At 69.7% G+C, this 19,141-nt stretch carries 14 protein-coding genes and 1 pseudogene; 10 read left to right on the forward strand and 5 right to left on the reverse strand.

Annotated elements, in window-relative coordinates:
* Positions 1-87 precede the first annotated feature (87 nt).
* Together rsmG and mnmG are read right to left on the reverse strand one after the other, a co-directional pair.
* The gene (rsmG, locus tag B2J86_RS13080; RefSeq protein WP_173025820.1) at positions 88-765 is read right to left on the reverse strand and encodes a 16S rRNA (guanine(527)-N(7))-methyltransferase RsmG; all 678 of its coding nucleotides are present in this window, start codon (positions 763-765) and stop codon (positions 88-90) included.
* Entirely contained in the window at positions 762-2,750 is a 1,989-nt protein-coding gene (gene mnmG, locus B2J86_RS13085; protein ID WP_173025821.1) for a tRNA uridine-5-carboxymethylaminomethyl(34) synthesis enzyme MnmG, read from the reverse strand. The genes rsmG and mnmG overlap by 4 nt, the downstream gene beginning before the upstream one ends.
* Positions 2,751-2,977: 227 nt before the next feature.
* On the opposite strand from mnmG, the gene B2J86_RS13090 reads away from it, so the two are divergent.
* From B2J86_RS13090 to gstA, 3 genes are all read left to right on the forward strand, one after another.
* Positions 2,978-3,568 carry an NADPH-dependent FMN reductase gene (locus tag B2J86_RS13090; protein ID WP_173025822.1) on the forward strand — a complete coding sequence of 197 codons (591 nt, stop codon included), beginning with the start codon at positions 2,978-2,980 and terminating at the stop codon, positions 3,566-3,568.
* Positions 3,569-3,626: 58 nt separating this feature from the next.
* Entirely contained in the window at positions 3,627-3,899 is a 273-nt protein-coding gene (locus B2J86_RS13095; RefSeq protein WP_173025823.1) for a YkgJ family cysteine cluster protein, read from the forward strand.
* 73 nt (positions 3,900-3,972) lie between these two features.
* Entirely contained in the window at positions 3,973-4,581 is a 609-nt protein-coding gene (gstA, locus tag B2J86_RS13100; RefSeq protein ID WP_173025824.1) for a glutathione transferase GstA, read from the forward strand.
* Positions 4,582-4,593: 12 nt separating this feature from the next.
* Here gstA and B2J86_RS13105 read toward each other — a convergent pair whose 3' ends face one another.
* Positions 4,594-8,898, reverse strand: coding sequence for a chemotaxis protein CheB (locus B2J86_RS13105; protein WP_173025825.1), 4,305 nt, complete (start codon positions 8,896-8,898; stop codon positions 4,594-4,596).
* A gap of 115 nt (positions 8,899-9,013) precedes the next feature.
* Here B2J86_RS13105 and B2J86_RS13110 point away from each other — a divergent pair, with 115 nt between their 5' ends.
* Entirely contained in the window at positions 9,014-10,117 is a 1,104-nt protein-coding gene (locus tag B2J86_RS13110) for an alkene reductase (RefSeq protein ID WP_173025826.1), read from the forward strand.
* 143 nt (positions 10,118-10,260) lie between these two features.
* Here B2J86_RS13110 and B2J86_RS13115 read toward each other — a convergent pair whose 3' ends face one another.
* Together B2J86_RS13115 and B2J86_RS13120 are read right to left on the reverse strand one after the other, a co-directional pair.
* Positions 10,261-11,670 (reverse strand): sensor histidine kinase, encoded by a 1,410-nt coding sequence (locus B2J86_RS13115; RefSeq protein ID WP_371736526.1) that lies wholly within the window; start codon positions 11,668-11,670, stop codon positions 10,261-10,263.
* Positions 11,667-12,368, reverse strand: coding sequence for a response regulator transcription factor (locus tag B2J86_RS13120; protein WP_173025827.1), 702 nt, complete (start codon positions 12,366-12,368; stop codon positions 11,667-11,669). The genes B2J86_RS13115 and B2J86_RS13120 overlap by 4 nt, the downstream gene beginning before the upstream one ends.
* Positions 12,369-12,474: 106 nt before the next feature.
* Between B2J86_RS13120 and B2J86_RS13125 the strand changes: the two genes are divergently transcribed.
* The 6 genes and pseudogenes from B2J86_RS13125 to B2J86_RS13150 all read left to right on the forward strand — a co-directional run bounded on the left by B2J86_RS13125 (position 12,475) and on the right by B2J86_RS13150 (position 18,981).
* Complete coding sequence (locus tag B2J86_RS13125) at positions 12,475-13,737, forward strand: TolC family protein (protein WP_254068097.1); 1,263 nt, start codon at positions 12,475-12,477, stop codon at positions 13,735-13,737.
* A gap of 29 nt (positions 13,738-13,766) precedes the next feature.
* Entirely contained in the window at positions 13,767-14,996 is a 1,230-nt protein-coding gene (locus tag B2J86_RS13130; RefSeq protein WP_173025829.1) for an efflux RND transporter periplasmic adaptor subunit, read from the forward strand.
* A complete protein-coding gene (locus tag B2J86_RS13135) occupies positions 14,993-18,091 on the forward strand; it encodes an efflux RND transporter permease subunit (protein ID WP_173025830.1) in 3,099 nt (1,032 codons plus the stop codon). The genes B2J86_RS13130 and B2J86_RS13135 overlap by 4 nt, the downstream gene beginning before the upstream one ends.
* Positions 18,061-18,237, forward strand: coding sequence for a hypothetical protein (locus tag B2J86_RS13140; RefSeq protein WP_206042535.1), 177 nt, complete (start codon positions 18,061-18,063; stop codon positions 18,235-18,237). The genes B2J86_RS13135 and B2J86_RS13140 overlap by 31 nt, the downstream gene beginning before the upstream one ends.
* Before the next feature lie 109 nt (positions 18,238-18,346).
* A pseudogene (locus tag B2J86_RS18225) lies at positions 18,347-18,559 on the forward strand (beta-ketoacyl synthase N-terminal-like domain-containing protein); the annotation flags it as partial.
* 221 nt (positions 18,560-18,780) lie between these two features.
* On the forward strand, positions 18,781-18,981 hold the full coding sequence (locus B2J86_RS13150; RefSeq protein ID WP_173025789.1) for a hypothetical protein: 201 nt from the start codon (positions 18,781-18,783) through the stop codon (positions 18,979-18,981).
* Positions 18,982-19,141 lie beyond the last annotated feature (160 nt).

Genomic DNA, 19,141 nt, shown 5'->3' on the forward strand with positions numbered 1-19,141 from the left:
GGCGGCGCCGAATGCGCCGTGATCTGCGATACCACGCATGGCTTCTCCGGGGCTGCGAGCTGCGAGTTTACGCGACGGTCTTTGCCGTCACGGCGCGGGCCGCATCCAGACGATGCAGCGCTCGGCATCGAGCCCCGGCACGGTGAGTGGTTCCACGTGAAACACCTGCACCTTCGCGGGCAGCGCCGCGATCTCATCGGCCGGGTGCTTGCCCTTCATCGCCAGCCAGACGGCGCCCTCGCCCAGCGCCGGGCGCGACCAAGCGGTGAAGTCGGCCAGCGACGCAAACGCGCGGCAGCTCACCACGTCGAAGGGCCCGGCCAGCGATTCGACGCGCGCGTGCACGCCGTGCAGGTTCTGCAGCTTGAGCGTGACTGCCACCTGCTGGATGAATGCGGCCTTCTTCGCCACCGTGTCGACGCAGCTCACATCGAGCTGCGGGCAGCAGACCGCGAACACCACGCCGGGCAGGCCGCCGCCGGACCCCACGTCGAGCAGGCGCGGCGGCGCCCCCGCAGCACCCTGCCCGGCCTGCACCAGGTGCCGGCCAAGATGTCGGCGCAGCGGCGCCACGGCCGCCAGGCTGTCGAGCAGGTGGTGCGTCAGCATCTCGGCCGGATCGCGCACCGCCGTCAGGTTGTAGACCTTGTTCCACTTCTGCAGCAGCGCCATGAATTCGAGCAACTGGGCGATCTGCGCCTCGTCCAGGTCGAGGTCCAGCGCCTCGCCGCCGCGGCGCAACGCCGCTTCCAACGCCGCGCTCATGCGGTCTCGCCCGCTTGCGCGGCTTGTTCGGGTGCAGCGAAGCCTTTGAAACCGCCGCGCTTCAGATGCACCAGCAACAGCGAAATGGCGGCCGGCGTGATGCCGGTGATGCGCGACGCCAGGCCCAGCGTCTCGGGCTTGAAGCGCGCCAGCGCCTGGCGCGCCTCGATGCTCAGCGCCGTGACCTGCATGTAGTCCAGCTCGGGCGGCAGGCGCAGCTTTTCGTAGTGCGCGGCGCGCTCCACCTCGTCCTTCTGGCGGTCGATGTAGCCCGCATACTTGGCGGCAATCTCGACCTGCTCGACCACCGGCGCGGCCAGCTCGCCCAGCGCCTCACGGGACACCGCGTCGCTTGCGTACTTGCCGCCGTCCATGCCGACCAGCGCGCCATACGCCACATCGGGGCGGCGCAGCAGCTCGAACAGGTTGTACTCGTGCTCGATGCCCTTGCCGAGCACGCGCACCGATTCTTCGACCGGCAGGTTGCGCGGATTGACCCAGGTGGACTTGAGGCGCTCTGTTTCACGTGAAACAGCGTCGCGCTTGCGGCTGAACGCATCCCAGCGCGCATCGTCGACCAGGCCCATCTGCCGCCCGACCTCGGTCAGGCGCATGTCGGCGTTGTCCTCGCGCAGCTGCAGGCGGAACTCGGCGCGGCTCGTGAACATGCGGTACGGCTCGGTCACACCCTTGGTGATCAGGTCGTCCACCAGCACGCCCAGGTAGGCCTCGTCACGCCCCGGAAGCCACGGCGCCAGGCCCTTGCACTGCAGCGCGGCGTTGGCGCCAGCAAACAGGCCCTGCGCGGCGGCCTCTTCGTAACCTGTCGTGCCGTTGATCTGGCCGGCGAAGAACAGACCCTCGATCTGCCGCGTCTCGAAGTTGCTCTTGAGCGAGCGCGGATCGAAGTAGTCGTACTCGATGGCGTAGCCGGGGCGCAGGATGTGCGCGTTCTCCAGCCCCTCCATGCTGCGCACCAGCGCCAGCTGGATGTCGAACGGCAGGCTGGTGCTGATGCCGTTGGGATAGAACTCGTGCGTCGTCAGGCCCTCGGGCTCGAGGAAGATCTGGTGGCTGTCCTTGTCGGCAAAGCGGTTGATCTTGTCTTCGACGCTCGGGCAGTAGCGCGGTCCCACGCCCTCGATCTTGCCGGTGAACATGGGGCTGCGGTCAAAGCCGCTGCGGATGATGTCGTGCGTGCGCGCGTTGGTATGCGTGACCCAGCATGGCACCTGGCGCGGGTGCATCGCGGCCCCGCCGTGGGCGTGCGCCATGAAGCTGAACACCGGCACATGGCCTTCGTTGACGCCGCCCGGCATGCCGTCGCCCGGCTGCGCGGTGCATCTCGAAAAGTCGATGCTGCGCCCGTCGATGCGCGGCGGCGTGCCGGTTTTGAGGCGCCCCTGCGGCAGCTGCAGCTCCTTCAGGCGTGCCGACAGGCTCACGGCCGGCTGGTCGCCGGCGCGGCCGGCGGCGTAGTTGTTCAGCCCGACGTGGATCTTGCCGTCGAGGAAGGTGCCCGCCGTCAGCACGACGGTGCGGCTGCGAAAGCGGATGCCGACCTGCGTCACGGCGCCGACGACGCGGTCGCCCTCGACCATCAGGTCGTCCACGGCTTGCTGGAAGATCAGCAGGTTGGGCTGGTTCTCGAGCGTGCGGCGGATGGCTGCCTTGTACAGGATGCGGTCGGCCTGGGCGCGCGTGGCACGCACGGCGGGGCCCTTGGAGCTGTTGAGAATGCGGAACTGGATGCCGCCCTCGTCGGTGGCCAGCGCCATGGCGCCACCCAGCGCGTCCACCTCTTTAACCAGGTGGCCCTTGCCAATGCCGCCGATCGACGGGTTGCAGCTCATCTGCCCCAGCGTCTCGATGTTGTGCGTGAGCAGCAGCGTCTGGCAGCCCATGCGCGCGGCGGCCAGCGCCGCCTCGGTGCCGGCATGGCCGCCACCGACGACGATGACATCAAATTCCTGGGGGTACAGCATGGGAAGCGCTCCGGGGCACAGGGCCCAATGGTCAAACACAGCCCGCCATGCGCGGGGCGGCATGCGGGCTAACCCGTAATTTTCCCACTTTGCGGCGCGAGGCGTCCGGGCCATGCGCGCGTGGGGTTTTGCGCAGCCGTGGTGTTCCACGTGAAACAGGCGCCGCGCCGCAGGCGCATTGACCAGCGGCGGCACGCCAGTCCGGGGCCTGTGCTCCAATCGCGGCCATGAAAATTCTCGTCTTCGCGGGCAGCACCCGCCACCAATCGTTCAACCGCCGCCTGGCCCGCGAGGCCGCCGATCTGGCCCGCACGGCGGGCGCCGAGGTCACGCTGCTGGAGCTGGCCGAGCTCGACATCCCGATGTACAACGCCGACCTCGAGGCGCGCGGCACGCCGCCCGATGTGCTGCGCCTCAAGCGCCTGCTGTGGGAGCACCCGGCCTGGATCGTCTGCTCGCCCGAATACAACGGCAGCTACACCGCCCTGCTCAAGAACACCATCGACTGGGCCTCGAGCCCCGTGGCCGGCGACCCCGACTGGGGCGACGGCACCAAGCCCTTTCGCGGCAAGGTGGTGGGCATGCTCAGCGCGTCCAACGGGCGCCTGGGCGGCCTGCGTGCGCAAAGCCACCTGGCGCCGCTGCTGATCAACCTCGAATGCTGGCTCGCACCGCGTGCGTATGCGCTCAGCGGCGCCGCCAGCGCGTTCGACGAGCGCGGCGCGCTGCTGCAGGCCGAGCACCGCGACGGCGTGCGCGGCGTGGTCGAACAGGTGCTGTGGGCCGCTGAGCGCATGCACGGCGGGGCCGCCGCATGAACCTGCAACATTTCAATGAAATGTGCTGCAAGCGCAGTTCCAGCAAGCGCTGGCAGCTATGGTTCGGATAGCACGCCTGCACTGCAGGCCGGCCTGCGGCGCCTGCTGCACGGCACCGTCGATCTCGAGCGCCATCCCCGGCATGCCGCACGGCAAGCCCGCCGGCGTGCGCTGCGTGCAGCTGGGCCCTGACGAGCGCTGTCTGGTCTTTGGGCGGCCCGAGCGCCCCGCCGTCTGCGCCAGTCTGCAGGCCGAGCCCGCGATGTGCGGCAGCAGCCGCGCCGAGGCCCTGGCCTGGCTCGCGCGGCTCGAAGACCTGACGCAGCCGTGATGGCCCCGCCGTGCGCGCCGGCGCCGCAGCGCATAGCATGGCGGTTCCCTTTCTCCACCCAAGGAAACCGACCATGAAGCTGTACTACTCTCCCGGCGCCTGTTCGTTGTCGCCGCACATCGCCCTGTACGAAGCCGGCCTGCCCCACACCGCGGTGCTGGCCAGCACCAAGACCCACCAGTTGCAGGACGGCACCGACTACTACAGCATCAACCCGCTGGGCTATGTGCCGGTGCTCGAACTCGACAGCGGCGAGCGCCTGCGCGAAGGCCCGGCCATCGTGCAGTACATCGCCGACCAGGTGCCCGACAAACAGCTCGCCCCGGCCAACGGCACGCTCGCGCGCTACCACCTGCAAGAGTGGCTGAACTTCATTTCCAGCGAGATCCACAAAGGCTTCGGTCCGCTGTTCAACCCCGCCACGCCGGCCGACTACAAGCCGGTGGCCATCGAGCGGCTGCAGCAGCGCCTGCAGTGGCTCGACGGCCAGCTGGCCCACCGCTCCTATCTGATGGGCGAGCAGTTCACCGTGGCCGACGGCTACCTGTTCACCGTCGCCAGCTGGGCCCCGCATGTGCAGGTGGACACGGCGGGAATGGCGAATCTGCAGGCCTTCCTGCAGCGCGTGGGCGCCCGCCCGGCGGTGCAGGCGGCGCTGCAGGCCGAGCGGCAGCCCACGTAAGCGGCGCCGCGCTTAGACGGCGCTTGCGCTGCCGCCTGGTGCAGGCTCCGGCTCCGGCGCGGGTGCGGGCGCGGGCGCGGGTGCGGGCGCGGGTGTGCCGGCCGCGCGCAGCTGCAGCCCGGCCACGGTCTTTCTGAGCGCATCAAAGTCGACCGGCTTGGTGACGTGGGCGTCGAAGCCTTCGCGCCGCGCGCGCTCGGCATCGGCATTGCGGCCATAGCCGGTCATGGCGATGGCGCGCACCTGCCCATGGCCCGGCATCTGGCGCAGCGCCGCCAGCAGCGCGTAGCCGTCCATGCCCGGCATGCCAATGTCCGAAATCAGCAGGTCGTAGGTGTTCAGCGCCGCCAGGTCCAGCGCCGCGGCGCCGCTGCTGGCGGTGTCCACGTCGGCCCCCTCGTTTTCGAGCACCACGGCAAACAGCAGCAGCGCATCCTCCATGTCGTCCACCAACAGCACGCGCAGCCCCTGCAGGGCCGACGCCGCCGCCGCGGCCTCGGCCCTGGGCTCGCCGCCGCCGACGAGCGGCAACAGCACCGTGAACGTGGTGCCTTTGCCGAGGCCGTCCGACACGACGCTCACCTCGCCGCCCTGCGCGCTGCTGAGTTCCTGCACCAGCGCCAGCCCGATGCCCAGGCCACCGCGGCGTGCCGAGGCGGCGCCCCCCTGCGAGAACAGGCCAAACACCTGGGACAGGAATTCGGGCGCAATGCCGACGCCGGTGTCGGCCACCGTCAGCTGCGCAAAGGCGCCGCGCTGCGCCAGCGCCACGGTCACGCTGCCGCCGGTGGGCGTGAACTTGAGCGCGTTGTGGAGCAGGTTCCAGACGATCTGCTCGGTGCGCACACGGTCGCACCACAGCTGCAGCTCGGGCGCCTCGCACACCCAGTGCAGCGCCACGCCCTTGCGCTGGGCGTCTACACCGGCGATTTCCACGATCGCGGCCACGGCCTCGACGGCCACCGCTTCGAGGTTCAGCTGAAGCTTGCCGGTGCGCACGCGCGAGAGGTCCAACAGGTCGTCGATCAGCTTGGCCTGGCTGCGCACGGCGCTGCGGATGTTGTCGCTGGCGCGCTGCGCCATGGCCACGCCCTGCAGCTCGGGCAGGCGCGCCAGCAGCTCGGTGCTGACCTGGATCAGGTTGAGCGGGTGCTTGAGCTCGTGCGACATCACGGCCAGGAACTGGTCCTTGAGTTCGTTGGCCGCGCGCGCCTCGCTGCTGGCCAGCTTCTCACGCTCCAGCATCGCCTCGCGCTCGGCTTCCTGGGTTTTGCTGCCGGTCATGTCGCGGGCAATCTTGACAAAGCCCGACACGCTGCTGTCGCGCAGCTGCGTCATCACGCCGCTGCAGTAGAAGATCGAGCCGTCCTTGCGCAGGTGCCAGCGCTCGTCCTCGGCACGGCCGGTTTCGCGCGCGCGCCGCATCTCGTCCTCGGGCACGCCGCTGGCGCAGTCCTCGGGCGTAAAGATCAGGCGGATGTGCTGGCCCAGCACCTCCTGGTCCTGGTAGCCGAACACGCGCCGCGCGCCCTCGTTCCACGAGGTGATCAGGCCGTCGTCGTCGAGCGTCACGATGATGTAGTCGCGCGTGGTGAGCGCCGCCAGGCGCAGGCGCTCCTCGCTGGCGCGCACGCGCTGCTCGGCCTGCCGCAGTTCGGTCACATCGACGAACGCCAGCACCGCGCCGGCGATCTTGTTGTCCACCGTGCGGTAGGGGCGCAGGCGCGCCAGGTAGTGGCGCGCGTCCAGGCTGCGCACCGGACGCTCGACGGTGCGCAGGTCCTGCAGCACGCTCTGCAGGTCCTGCGCCAGATCGTCGTAGTCGAGCCGGTGCGTGATGTCCTGCAGCGCCCGGCCGACGTCGCTGTCAATCACGTTGAACAGCCTCGCGACCTGCGGCGTGAAGCGCTTGATGCGCATCGCCTCGTCAATGAACAGCGTGGCGATGTCGGTCGAGGCGAGGAAGTTCTGCAGGTCGTCGTTGGTCTTGCTGGCCTCCTCGACGCGCGTCTTGAACTCGTAGTTGACGGTGATCAGCTCCTCATTCATCGACTGCAGCTCTTCCTTGCTCGTCTCGAGCTCTTCGGTGGCCGAGCGCAGCTCCTCGTTGATGGCCTGCAGTTCCTCGTTCGACGCCTTGAGTTCCTCGGTCGAGATGCCGGCGTGCTCGACGGTGTTGCGCAGGTGGCTCTTCAGCTGGTCGACCTCGGCCTCGAGCTGGCCAATGAGCTGGCGGTCGGTGCTGTCGCCGGCCGCGCCGTGCTCCGCCGTGGCAGCCTGCTCGGCGTCCTCGAACACCACCAGCATCAGCGGCTCGGCGCTGTGCGGCTCGGCGGAGGTGTCTGGCGCGGGCGCGGGCACCGGCGTGACCGCCAGCCGGATATGGCGGGCCACCCCCCCGTGCTCGAAGTGGATGCTGCGAGTGCGCACCGCCTGGCCGATTTGCGCGACCTGGAACAGCGCGGTGCGCAGTTCGATGCGCAAGTCCGGGTGCACGCTGGCCAGCAGCTCGGCGGTGGGCGGGCCGCCGCCTTGCTGCAGGTAGCGCGCGGCGCCGTCCGACAGGTGCAGGATATGCAGCCGGTGGTCGGCCAGCAGGCTCGGCGGCGCGCAGGCACAGATGGCGCGCGCGTGCAACTCGGCCACCGCCGCGCGGCTGCTCTCGCGCAACACCGGTCCCTGCGGCAGCAGGTGGCGCCGGTCGGGACCCGAGAGCGCCGACAGCGGCAGATGGCGCACCCCATGCCCGGGCGCGCGCGGGTTGGCCTGGTAGATGCGGTTTTTCTTGTCCACCACGGTGAACAGCTCGCCCGCGGCGTCGGCCGACTCGGACATGCCCAGGAACAGGTAGCCACCGGGGCGCAGCGCAAAGCGGAACATCTCGAGGATGCTGAGTTGCGCCGCGCTGCTCACGTAGATCAGCAGGTTGCGGCAGCAGATCAGATCGAGGCGCGAGAACGCCGGATCGCGCAGCACGTTGTGCGCGGCAAACAGCACCGGCTCGCGCACCGCCTTGCCCACCCGGTAGCCAGACGGCTCGCACGTGAAGTACTGCGCCAGGCGTTCCGGTGCCACGTCGGTGGCGATGCAGGGCCCATACAGCCCGGTGCGCGCCAGCGCCAGCGCGCGCTCGTCGATGTCGGTGGCAAACACCTGCGCCGGTGCCATGCCGCCTCCACCGCGCCGCTGCGCCGCCTCGTGCAGCAGGATCGAGAGCGAATACGCCTCTTCGCCGGTGGCACACCCCGCCACCCAGGCGCGCAACGGCTCATTGGCGGCGCGCTCGGCCAGCAGCGGCGCAATCGCTTCGCGTTCGAGCGCCTCGAAGGCCTCGCGGTCGCGGAAGAAGTTGGTCACGCTGATCAGCATGTCCTGCAGCAGCAGGCCGGTCTCCTCGGCGTGGGTGCGCAGGTGTTCGCAGTAGGCGTTCAGGTCGGGCACCTCGCACACCTGCATGCGCCGCTCGATGCGGCGCAGCATCGTGGCGCGCTTGTAGTGGCGAAAGTCGTGCCCGGTGCGCAGGCGCAGCAGCGCCATCACGTCCTGCAGCGCCTTCTCGGCACGCTGCGCATCGGCGGCGCTGGGTGGGGACGGCAGCTTCTCGCCGCTCTCGACCGTCTCCGGCAGCCAGATGCGCCGGGCGTTGTTCCACAGGTCCAGCAGGCGCTGGGGCATGTCCGCCACCGGCAGCACGAAGTCCACCGCCCCCGTGGCGATGGCGGCGCTGGGCATCTCGGCGAACTCGGCGTCGTCGGGCGCCTGCACCAGCGCCACGCCGCCCTTTTCCTTGATGCGCTTGAGGCCCACGGCACCGTCGGCGCCCGTGCCCGAGAGCACGACGCCCAGCGCGCGCGACCCCTGCACGTGCGCCAGGGTGCGGAAGAACAGGTCGATGGCGACATGCGGTCCGTGCACCCGCACGGGCGCGCACAGCTCGAGCCGGCCGTCGTTCATCAACAGGTCTTGGTTGGGCGGGATGATGTAGATGTGGTCGGGCTGGACCGGCACCGGGCCGGTCACCTGGACCACCGCCATGCGGGTGTGGCGCTGCAGAATGGCATCGGCGCTGCTGGGGTGCTGGGGTGAGAGGTGCAGCACCACCACGAACGCCATGCCCGACTGCGACGGCATGTGGTCGAAGAACCGCTGCAGCGCCGCCAGCCCGCCGGCCGAGGCCCCCATGCCGACCACCGGAAAGTCCAGCGTGCTTTTCTGCAGGCCGGGCCATTGTTCCGGATCGGATGGCACTGCCACGGGTGGGGCTGTTGCGGGCGCCGGGGCGGGTGCCGGGGGCGCAGGGGGGGCAACGTGGGACATGGCGATTCTCCTGAACCATGGTAAAGCCAGCGTCCGCTGCATGCATCCACACCGCGCGGTAGGCTTGTGCATTGTCCTTGGCTTTCTTTCACCCCCCTCACGCACAGGCCCGTCCATGTCCTCTCGCCTTTACCAACCCGTGACCGCGGGTGCCTTGCACCTGAAAAACCGCATCGCCATGGCCCCGCTCACGCGCAACCGCGCGCCCGGCGCGATTCCCACGCCGCTCATGGCGCAGTACTACGCGCAGCGCGCCAGCGCCGGCCTGCTGATCACCGAGGCCACCGCGATCAGCCCGCAGGGCCAGGGCTATGCCGACGTGCCGGGCCTCTACAGCACCGAGCAGCTCGACGGCTGGAAGCGCGTCACCGAGGCCGTGCACCAGGCCGATGGCAAGATCGTCGTGCAGCTGTGGCATGTGGGCCGCGTCTCGCACACCACGCTGCAGCCCGGCAACGCAGCGCCCGTGGCACCCTCGGCCGTCCGCGCCCACACCAAGACCGTGCTGATCAAGGACGGCGTGCCCACCTTCGTGGAAACCTCGATGCCGCGCGCGCTCGACCTCGATGAGCTGCCCGGCATCGTGCAGGACTACCGCCACGCCGCGCGCAACGCGATCGCCTGCGGCTTCGACGGCGTCGAGACCCACGGCGCCAACGGCTACCTGCTCGACCAGTTCCTGAAAACCGGTGCCAACCAGCGCACCGACGACTACGGTGGCAGCATCAAGAACCGCGCGCGCCTGCTGCTCGAAGTGGTGCGCGCCATCGTCGACGAAATCGGCGGCGAGCGCACCGCGATCCGCCTCTCGCCCGTGACCCCGGCCAACGACATCACCGACGCCGATCCGCAGCAGCTGTTCGACTATGTGCTCGCGCAGCTGGCACCGCTGGGCCTGGCCTACGTGCACCTGATCGAAGGCGCTACCGGCGGGCCGCGCGAGCTGGCCGAGCGCCCGTTCGACTACGCCGCCCTGCGCGATGTCTACCGCAAGGCCGGCGGCACGGGCGCCTGGATGGTGAACAACGCCTACGACAAGGCCCTGGCGGAGGCCGCGGTCGAGAGCGGCGTCGACATCGTCGCCTTTGGCCGGCCGTTCATCGCCAACCCCGACCTGGTCGAGCGCCTGCAGCGCGGCGCGCCGATGAACCCGCCCGACCGCGCCACCTTCTATGGCGGCGGCGCCGAAGGCTATACCGACTACCCCACGCTGTTCTGAGAAGCCAGCCGCGGCCCACACCGCGCCCTGCGCCGCCCGCCCCCACGGCGGGGAAGGTCATCGCAGCCTCAAAAAAACGGTCAAAACCGCCCCTAACGCTGGTGCAGCAAGCGCGTGGCGCTATCAAATCAGGAATTCAGCGCTCACAGTGGCATGAACACCAGGCGCACGCACAAGCCCACGCCCTGGGGTCCGGCATCGAGCTCCAGGCGCGCCTCCAGCAGCTCGGCATAGCGCGCCACGATGGCCAGGCCCAGGCCCGCGCCCTGGCCCAGGCGCTCGCCCTCGCGGCCCTGGGCCCAGCGCTGCAGCAGGTGCTGGCGCTGCTCGGCCGTCAGGCCCGGCCCGTTGTCGAGCACCGACAGAACCACCTGGCCTGCCAGGCGCGACAGCTCCACCGTCACGCTTGGCGGCGTCTGCGGCGCCGTTGGCACGCCGTAGCGCAGCGCGTTGTCGATCAGGTTGTTGAGCACGCCCTCGATCAGCAGCGCCTGTCCCTGCACGGCGACCGTCCGGTCCAGCCCGCGCGCGCCCAAGTCCACGCCGGCCGCGTCGGCGCGGCGCAGAAACTGCAGCACGGTCTGGCGCACCAGCTCGTCGAGCCGCACCGTCTGGCGCGGCAGATCGCCGCGCACCTCGTCGGCCAAGGCCAGCGCCAGCAATTGGTCGATCAGGTGGCTGGCGCGCGCCTCGCTGTGCACGATGGCGCCCAGTTGCTCGCGCCAGACGGCCGGCTCTTTCTGCGCCAAGCCGTAGTTGGTCAGCGCGCGGATGCCGGCCAGCGGCGTGCGCAGCTCGTGCGCCACATTGCCGGCAAACTCGCGCTGCGCGCGCACGCCCTGGGCCACACGCGCCAGCAGGGCGTTCACGGCCGTGCCCAGGCGCTGTAGGTCGCGCGTGGACGCCTGCACCGGCACGGGCGCCAGGTCGCGCGCGTCGCGCCGGTCCAGCGCCTGCTGCAGCGCGGTCAGGGGCCGCAGCTCTTCCTGGATCGCTTGGCGCAGCCACGCCGCCAGCCCCAGCAGCAGCAGCGCCTGCGACACCACCGAGTACAGCAGCACGCTGCGCAGCAGGGCGCTGCGCCCGCGCGTGGTCTGCGCCATCAATACTTCGAAGGCCGCGGGCACCTCCAGCTGCAGGCGCACTGCGCGCAGCGCCTGGCCCTCGAAACGGATGTCGGAAAAGCGGTACGCATCGTCGTCGCGTGGCGGCGGCACGGGCAAACCGGGGTTGCCGGTCAGCACCGAGCCATTGGGGCGCAGTACCGCGAAATACACCGTCTCCACTTGGTCGAACAGCACTGCCTTGACTTCGCGCGGGGTCAGCGCGAACTCCAGCGCGCCGTCCACACTGCGCACGTTGGCGGCCACGGCGTAGGCATCGTCGAGCAGCGAGCGATCGAACGCGCGCTGGGTGAAGCCCCCGGCCACCAGCACCGACACCACCGTGCCCGCCAGCCACGTCAACGCCAGCGGCCCCAGCACATGGCGCAGCAGGCGCGAACGCAGGGACGGAAGCGGCACCGGCGCGCCGGCCGCGGCCACCGGATTCACGGCCCGGCCGGAGGCTGCGCCTCCAGCATGTAGCCCAGGCCACGCAGCGTGCGGATGCCGGCGCAGCTGTCGGTCAGCTTCTTGCGCAGGCGTGATATGAAGGCTTCGAGTGCGTTGTTGCCCAGCGTGTCATCGAAGCCCGAGAGCTTTTCCGACAGGCTGCGCTTGCTGACCACGCGGCCCGGCGGGGTCATCAGTTCCCACAGCACCTCGAACTCGCGTGCCGGCAGCTCCAGCGGCGCACCGTGCAACGTGAAACGCCGGGCGCGCCGGTCGAGCACCAGCGCTCCGGCCACGGTGCGGTCGTCCGTGCCCTGGGTGCGGCGCGCGAGCGCGCGCAAGCGCGCCTCCACCTCGGCCAGCTCGAACGGCTTGCCCAGGTAGTCGTCGGCACCCGCGTCCAGGCCGGCAATGCGGTCCTCGGTGCGGTCGCGCGCGGTCAGCACCAGCACGGGCGTGCGGTCGCCACGTGCGCGCGCCGCGCGCAGCGCCGCCAGCCCGCTGCCCATGGGGCTGTCGGGCGCGGCATCGTAGGGCAGGTTCAGGTCCAGCAGCACCGCATCGAAGGGCTGCACGCACCAGAAATGGTGCGCCTCGACCACGCTGGCGGCGGCATCCACGCGGTGGCCGGCATCCGTCAGGCTGCGCAGCATCACGCCGCGCAGCACGGCATCGTCTTCTATGACCAGGATTCGCATTCGGGCAGGGGCAGCAAGGGGGCAGGTGTACGCATTTTTACGGATCGCCCAGGTCAGGCAGCGGTCAGGCGGGCGCAACGATAAACGCTGGATGAGCATACGACAGTTGATCCTTCTCTCCGCCGTGGCCTGCGCCCTGCCCGGCTGGGCCCAAAACAGCGCACAGCCCCCCTCCCCGCAACTCACGCTGGCACAGGCGCTGGCAGCCGCGCGCGACAACAGCGACGTGGCCCAGGCGCGCCACGCGCTGGCCGCAGCGCGCGCCGACGTGCTCAGCGCCGACCACGCTCCCGCCCCCGTGCTCAGCGCCAAGGCCGCGTCCATCGACCTGCAAAACGGCATAGGCGGTGGCAACCTGGTGGCGCGCAAGCGCATCGACAAGTCCATAGGCATCGACTGGACCTGGGAGCGCGGCGGCAAGCGCGCCCTGCGCACCCAGGCCGCGCAGCGCCATGCCGATGCCGCCCAGGCCGACGTGGAAGACACACAAACCCAGCAGTTGCAGGCCGCCCTGTCGGCCTACTACGACCTGCTGGCCGCGCAGGAGCGGTTGCGCGAGACCACCGAGATCGAACGCAGCGCTGGCGCGCTGGCGCGCCTGGCCGCGCGGCGCGTGCAAGCGGGCGATTTGTCCGCGCAGGATGCGGCGCGCACCAGCATCGAAGCCGAGCGCGCCCGCGCCGAGACGCAAACCGCGGCGCTGGAGCGGCAGCAGGCAGCCCTCGCGCTGGCACAGATCACCGCCAGCGCCGCGGCCGTGGAAGCGGCCGGAACCGACTGGCCGGCGCTGCCCGCCACCGCGGACAGCGCCTTCGACCTGAACGCGGCAGCAGAAGCCCGCGCCGATGTGCGCGCCGCGCTGGCCCGCGTCCAGGCCGCCCAGGCCGCACGCGACCACGCCAGCGCCCAGCGCAAGTCCGACTGGACCGTGGGCGCCTCGTACGACCACTTTCCCGGCACCTCCAACCGCTTGGTGGAGCTGCGTGTGTCGGTGCCACTGCAATGGGGCTACCACTACGAAGGCGAAATCGCCCGTGCCCAGGCCGAATACGCCCAGGCGCAGGACGCGCTCGACAAAACACGGCGCTTGGCCGTGCTCGACCTGCAGCACCTGCAACAGGCCGCCGCCGGTGCCGCCCAGCGCGCCGCGAGCTTCGACAACGGCATCCTGCCACGCGCGCGCCAGGTGGCGCAAAGCGCCGAACTCGCCTACGCCAAGGGCGCCACGCCGCTGACCGACCTGCTCGACGCACGCCGCACGCTGCGCGCCACCGCGCTCGAAGCGCTGGCGGCCCGCCTGGAGCACGCCAAGGCCCTGGGTGCCTGGCAATTGCGCACCCGGCCCCAAGCGCTGCTGGCCACCCCCTGATCTTTCCCCCTTTCACCGAAGAGTCCCCCATGGTGCACACCCCTTTCCCGCGCCTGTGCGCGCGCAACGCCCCCCCTTTCGCCGCTCGCGGCCTGCCCACGCTCGCCCTGGCCTTGGCCCTGGGCGGCAGCGCACTGCTCGCAGGGTGCAGCGAAGCCGCCGCGCCTGCGGCCCCCGCCGCAGCCGCGGCGCCCACGGTACAGGGCACGCAGCTGCGCTTTCCGCCCGGCCATCCGCAGCTGGCGCTGCTCGAAATGACCACCGCGCAGCCCAGCCAGGACATTGCCGTGGACCTGCCTGCGCGGCTGGTCTGGAATGAGGAGCGCACCCAGCGCATCTACCCGGCCTTTGCGGGCCGCGTGACGGCCATCCGCGCCGACCTGGGCCAGACCGTGAAGGCAGGCAGCCCCCTGGCCACACTGGCCTCGCCCGACTTTGGCCAGGCCCAGGCCGACACGGCCAAAGCCCACGCCGAGCAGAACCTGGCGCAGCAAGGACTGCGGCGCCAGCGCGAGCTGTTCGAGGCCGGCATCGTGGCCCGCAAGGACCTGGAACAGGCCGAGGCCGACGCAGCACGCGCCCAGGCCGAGGTGGCGCGCGCCGCCGCGCGCACCAGCCTGTACGGCAGCAGCGCGGCCGTCAACCAGCAGCTGGCCCTGTCCGCCGGCATGGGCGGCGTGGTGGTGGAACGCAACGTGAACCCCGGCCAGGAAGTGCGGCCCGACCAGTCGGGCCCCGGCACGCCGGCGCTGTTTGTGGTGACCGACCCATCCACGCTGTGGGTGCAGATCGACGCACGCGAGAGCGACCTGGCTTCGCTGCGTGCCGGCGACAGATTTGTGCTGGAAGTGTCGGCCTACCCCGGGGAAACCTTCGCGGGCCGTGTGACGGCAGCGTCCGATTCCATCGACCCGGCCACGCGCACCATCAAGGTCCGCGGCCTGGTGGCCAATACCGACCGGCGTCTGAAGGCCGAAATGCTGGCCACGGCCCGCATCAAGCAAAGCCGCACCGGCGGCGCCGTCATCCCCGCGCAGGCCGTCACGCTGCGCGGCACCGTGCACACCGTGTTCGTCGAGAGCGCGCCCGGCGTGTTCGAGCCCCGCGCCGTCACGCTGGCCCATGAAGGCCCACGCGAGGTGGTGGTCGGCAAGGGCCTGGCCGCCGGCGACAAGGTGGTCACGCAAAACGTGCTGCTGCTGGCACGCCAGTTCCAGATGGCCCAGGAAGATGCCGCCATGAAGAAAGGCGTGCAATGAAGCGCCTGATCCATTACGCGCTGCACCAGCCCCTGTTCATCGTGCTCGGCACGCTGCTGTTTGCAGCGGCCGGTGTCTTTGCCTTCAAGAACCTGTCCGTCGAGGCCTTTCCCGACGTCACCGACACCCAGGTCACGGTGATCGCGCTCTACCCCGGTCGTGCGCCCGAAGAGGTCGAAAAGCAGGTCACGCTGCCGATCGAAGTCGCTCTGGCCGGCCTGCCCAATTCGATCCGCGTGTTCTCGCACACGCAGTTCGGCCTGTCGTTCAGCGTGATCACGTACGACGATGCGGCCAACGTCAACATCGCGCGCCAGCAGGTGGCCGAGCGGCTGTCGAGCATCGACCTGCCGCCTGGCGTGCAGGCCGAGATTGCGCCCAATGCCACGCCAGTGGGCGAAATCATGCGCTACCGCTTGAAGGGCGACGGCCTCTCGACCACCGACCTGCGCACCATCGAGGACTGGACCGTCGAGCGCGCACTGCGCCAGGTGCCCGGCGTGGCCGACGTGGTCGCCATGGGCGGCGCCATCAAGCAGTACGAGGTGCAGCCCGACCTCGACAAGCTGCGCGCCTACAAGCTCACCTTCCAGAACCTGCTGGACGCGCTGGGGCGCGGCAACGCCAACGCGGGCGGCAGCTACGTGGCCCAGGGCGCGCAGCAGTACACCATCCGCGGCATCGGCCTGCTGCAGTCGCCCGACGACATTGGCCGCATTGTGGTGGCCGCACGCGGCGGCACCCCGATCCTGATCCGCGACATCGCGCAGGTCAAAATCGGCGCGGTGCCGCGCCTGGGCGTGGTCGGCCAGGACCTGGACGACGACATCGTCACCGGCATCGTCATCATGCGCAAAGGCGAGAACCCGAGCGTGGTGCTCAAAGGCGTGAAGGACAAGATCGCCGAACTCAATGCGCGTGGCCTGCCGCCGGGCGTGCAGATCGTGCCGTTCTACGACCGCACCTGGCTCATGGACAAGACGCTGAGCACGGTGTTCCGCAACCTGGTCGAAGGCGCGCTGCTGGTCTCGCTGGTGCTCTACATCTTCCTGTCGAACCTGCGCGCCAGCCTGGTCGTGGTGGTGGTGATTCCATTGGCGCTGCTGGGCACCTTCATGGGCCTGAAGATCATGGGCGTGCCGGCCAACCTGCTGAGCCTGGGCGCGATGGACTTCGGCATCATCGTCGACGGCGCGGTGATCGTGGTCGAGAACATCATGCACCGCCTGGCCGAGCGCGGCGAGGACATGGACGAGCGCGACCGGCGCGAAACCATCATCGACGCGGCCAACGAGGTCGGACGCCCGACGCTGTTTTCGATGCTCATCATCATCGCGGCGCACATCCCGATCTTTGCGCTGCAACGCCATGAAGGCCGCATCTTCCAGCCAATGGCGCTGTCGGTGACTGCGGCCTTGATCGGCGCGCTGGTCTTCTCGCTCACGCTGGTGCCGCTGCTGGCCTACTGGATGCTCAAACGCAAGCTGCCGCACGGCGACAACCGCGTGGTGCGTGGCGCCAAGAACCTGTATGCGCCCGTGCTCGAGTGGGCCCTGGTCAACCGCCGCAAGGTGATGGTGATTGCGCTGGTGGCGTTCGGCCTGTCGGGCGTCGTGGCCTCGCGCCTGGGCTCGGAATTCCTGCCCGAACTCAACGAGGGCACGACCTGGGTCAACTTCGCACTCTCGCCCAACGTGTCGAGCGAAGAGGCGACGCGCATCCTGCGCATGGCGCGCCAGGCGCTGCTGTCGGTGCCCGAGGTCAACACCACGGTGTCCAAGGCCGGCCAGCCCGAGGACGGCACCGACCCCAAGACCATCTCCATGGCCGAGATCTTCGTTGACGTGAAGCCCGAGGACCAATGGCGCAAGGGCATGACGCGCGAGAAGATCACCGAGGAGATGGGCCGCGCGCTGTCGGCCCTCCCCGGCATCGACCCGGCGTTCTCGCAGCCGATCCGCGACAACGTGCTCGAATCGATCTCGCAGATCAAGGGCCAGATCGTGATCAAGCTCGCAGGCGACGACCTCGCGGAAATGAAGCGCATCACCGACGACATTGCCCGAGAGATCAAGCAGGTGCAGGGCGTGGCGCGCGCCGAGATCGACCGCGATGGCCAGGTGCCGCAGTTGCTGATCGACATCGACCGAGATCGCGCCGCACGCTACGGCCTCAATGTGAGCGACATCCAGGATGTGATCGAAGCCGCCCTCGCGGGCAAGGCCGCCACCAGTCTCTGGGAGGGCGAGCGCAAGTTCGCCGTCGCCGTGCGCCTGCCCAAGGACGAGCGCATCATTGCCAACCTGCCGCGCACACCCATTGCCACGCCGGATGGCGGCTATGTGACGCTCGGCGCCGTCTCGCGCATCCACGAAGGTACGGGCGCCATGAACATCGCCCGCGAAGCCGGGCGCCGCACCACGGCCATCGGCATCTTTATCGCCGGCCGCGACATGGGCTCGGTGGTCGCTGACATGAAGGACCGTGTCGCCAAGAACGTGACGATTCCGTCCACCTACCAGCTCAACTGGTCGGGCGAATTTGAAAACCAGGAACGTGCCATGAAGCGCCTGTCGGTGGTGGTGCCAATCTCGCTGCTGCTGATCTTCGTACTGCTGTTCGATGCGTTCAAATCCTTCAAGACCGCCTCGCTGGTGCTGATCAACGTGCCTCTGGCCCTGCTCGGTGGCTTCGTCGCACTGTGGATCTTCGGCATTCCGCTGTCGGTATCGGCGGCCATCGGCTTCATCGCGCTGTCCGGTCAGGCCGTGCTCAACGGCGTGGTGATGCTGTCGGTGTACCAGCAGCTGCAGGCCGGCGGCATGGGTGTCGTCGAGGCGGTGCGCCAAGGCTCCATGCAGCGCCTGCGCACGGTGCTGATGACGGCCATGCTGGCTGCGCTCGGCCTGCTGCCGATGGCCTTGTCGCACGAGATCGGATCGGAGACGCAGCGGCCGCTGGCCATTGTGGTGATCGGCGGTCTGGTCACGGCCACGCTGCTGACGCTGATCGTGCTGCCGGCGCTGTATGTGGCCTGGTTCTCGCCGCGCAAGGCGGCTGCACCATGCACGACCACCCCCGCAGCCACGGCATGACCGCCGAGCAGCCCGGACCACGGGCACACGACACGGCCGTGCTGTTGCTGCATGGCCTGTGCAGTACGTCGGACGAGCTGCTGTCGGTGCAGCATGCTCTGCGCGCCGCCGGGTGTGCGGTCTGTGCACCGCGCATTGCGGGCTAATTCGTTCGACCCCGACATGCAGGTCCAGACGTCGCGCCCCTGCACCGACTGCAGCGCAGCCAGCTTCGAGACCACCTTCCAGGCGCAACGCTGCATGCGGCCCACTACCATGCCCAACGCCACCGCAGCCGAGCTGGCCCTGCACCTTGGCGCTCAAGGGGCCGCGCTCATCTATGACTGCGCCTGTGCCTCTTCGGCCGCCGTCGGGGGCGAAGCGTTGCGTGCCATCCGCGCAGGCTGGATCGACGTGGGCATGCGCGTGCTGTCGCCACGGCGCAGCAGCGAGGACGCCTCGGGCATCTGCCGGCCATTCTCGGCCGATCGCGCGGGTTTTGCGCTGGACGAAGACGCGGCGGCCTTGGTGCTGAAGTCCGAAGCCCATGCGCGCGCGGTGCGCAGTCCCCACTGTTCATGGCCGGCTACGCGACCAATTGCGACAGCCAATGCGGCAGAAGCGCAGTCCATTGCCAGCGTGTTTGGCAACAGCACCGCCGTAAGCTCCACCAAGGCCATCCACGGGCATTTGCTGGGTGCGGGGGTGCGGTGGAATTGGTGGCCGTGCTGCGCGCACTGGAGCAACGGCGCCTGCCGCCCACAGCGCATCTGCGGGCCGCCGATCCGGACTTTGCGCTGGACCTCGTGCAGGGGGCAGCACGCCCCGCAGCAGACCTGCGCTACGCCCTGTCCAACTCGTTCGCCTTCGGCGGCACGAACGCCGTGCTCATTGCCGGGCGCGACGGTTAAGAAAGGGCGGAAGCCGCTCTGATTTCAACCGGTCAGCTGCGGCGTGGCGCGCCCGACCCGTGCCACGTCCTGGACGGGGGCCAGTGCCAGAGCGGCCTGCGCCCCGCCCCGGTCTTCGCCCAGGCGGAACTGCTGCACCACCTGCGACAGGCGCTGCGCC

It is taken from the genome of Acidovorax sp. SRB_14, assembly GCF_012932145.1.
In the GTDB taxonomy this organism is placed as follows: Bacteria; Pseudomonadota; Gammaproteobacteria; order Burkholderiales; family Burkholderiaceae_C; genus Simplicispira.